This is a genomic window from Borrelia hispanica CRI, from assembly GCF_000500065.1.
In the GTDB taxonomy this organism is placed as follows: domain Bacteria; phylum Spirochaetota; class Spirochaetia; order Borreliales; family Borreliaceae; genus Borrelia; species Borrelia hispanica.
Window position 1 is genome coordinate 1 of the sequence record NZ_AYOU01000142.1, and the last position, 1,874, is coordinate 1,874.

General features: G+C 24.5%; 3 protein-coding genes. 1 reads left to right on the top strand and 2 read right to left on the bottom strand.

From position 1 onward, the window contains the following. On the top strand, positions 1 to 711 hold a 711-nt coding region (locus tag U880_RS0105955), incomplete at its 5' end, for a site-specific integrase (RefSeq protein WP_024655171.1). A gap of 428 nt (positions 712 to 1,139) precedes the next feature. Here the strand turns inward: U880_RS0105955 and U880_RS0105960 are convergent. Together U880_RS0105960 and U880_RS10595 are read right to left on the bottom strand one after the other, a co-directional pair. Next, positions 1,140 to 1,556: a DUF261 domain-containing protein gene (locus U880_RS0105960; protein WP_024655172.1), complete on the bottom strand. Its 417-nt coding sequence runs from the start codon at positions 1,554 to 1,556 to the stop codon at positions 1,140 to 1,142. Between the two features lie 45 nt (positions 1,557 to 1,601). Further along, positions 1,602 to 1,874: single-stranded DNA-binding protein (locus U880_RS10595; protein WP_024655173.1), on the bottom strand; the 273-nt coding region annotated here is incomplete at its 5' end.

A 1,874-nucleotide genomic window follows, 5' to 3' on the forward strand; every position in this document is an offset into this window, starting at 1 on the left:
AAGAAACAAAATTCAATATTACTTAAAGAAACAAGGCAATATAAGAAAGAATTATTACAAACCAAAAGCAATACTAAATCTAAATCTATACCAATAAGATTTTATTTAAATGATAAGACCATAAGATTAGTAAAGAAAAGTATAGAAAAACTTAAACAAATAGATCCAATCTCAGGATGGTTTGTTCATATACTCTCAATTACAGGTTGTAGAGGAATAGAGATTCAAAATATAAGACTTGATGACATAGTAAGAGAAGAAAATAATAATGGTGATGTATTTTATAGTTTACGTGTAAATGTAGCTAAGAAGCGAACCAGTATTTGCATTAGAGAAGTAGTAATAAGTAAATCTGAATTTGAATCTATAGAAGAAATTCATAAACTTCATTTTAAAAATAAAGGACAAGATTCAAGACGTACTTATCTATTTCAAAAAAGTAAACATAGATTTAAAGATAATAGAATAAATATAAGTGAGATCTCAAAACAATTTAAAGAATTACTAACAAAATCAGGATTTAAATATCGTAAATCACTACATATATGTAGAAATATATTTATTGCAACACTTAAAAGTAAAGGATACAATTCATTTGAAATTAAAGAATTAATGAAATATGCATCAACAKCTGAAATAGATAATGTTTATGGCCTTTCTAAAGCAAGTAAATTAAAAGCATATCATGATATTAAAGATGGTTTTAAATAATATTGTATATTTAATATATTGCTATATGATCTATGAAAACATAACAGTAAATCAATATATTACTACAAACTAACAAAAAGAAGTTACAATTCTCTTTGTTAGAATTTTTTATTTTAGAAATAAAGGTTATACATAGGTTGAAGATAATTCAACACGTAGATATTAGCTATTATACAATTCAACTTAACAAAAATCAAGATTTGACATAATAAAAAAAACGTATGTTTCCTTTTATTATTCATTAGGGGAACATATAAATCAAAAACATACATCATAGGTTAAAAAGAAATAATCTCAGACATACATAGTATACAATCAAATTTAGCAAAAATCAATATTTAACATAATAAATAAGCATAAAAAAAAGGCATATAGCCTTTTAATAATAAATAATAATAATAATAATGGAGATAATATATTAGAGGAACTTATATTCTTCTAAATATACGCTTAGATTTAAGATGATATTCTTGCCCTCTATCTTTAAGAAAAAGAGGATCATATAAAACTTCCGTATTATTTGTTGCCATAAAATGGGACCCAATATTATTCTTTAATTTAACTTCACTTATCTCAAACTCATCTTTTAAACATTTATAATCTTTATTTTCAACACGAACATCTCTTTTTACGCCAAAGAAACTTAAGATTCTACATGGATTTAAAATATAACAATTAATCCTCATATAACCTAAACTAACAAATTGATAATAATTATTATTAATATCATTAAAGTCAAATTTGTTCTTTGTAAGTGATGATATGTAATAATGCAAAGATAAAAAGTAACAACCCCAACGTCTAATCTCTTCAACAAATCTTTTATCATTTTGTTGTAATTTCATATATCATTTAACCTCCTATATAATCCAAACTTCATTTATAAACTTCTAAAAAGGAATATCTTCATTGAATTCACAAGCAGAATCAGGAACAGGAGTAGGAGTAGGAATATCAACTTTAGGATTATGATACTTACTATCCCCACCAAACAATCTCAGTTGATCTACAAAAATAATGCTTTTAATTTTATTAACTTCACTATGTTTATCTTTATATTGCTCATGTCTCATAGATCCTTGCACAACAACTTGCTTGCCTTTAAGAAGAAAATGAAGAAGAGTTTCTGCTCGCTTACCAAATAATACACAATTAAAAAATTG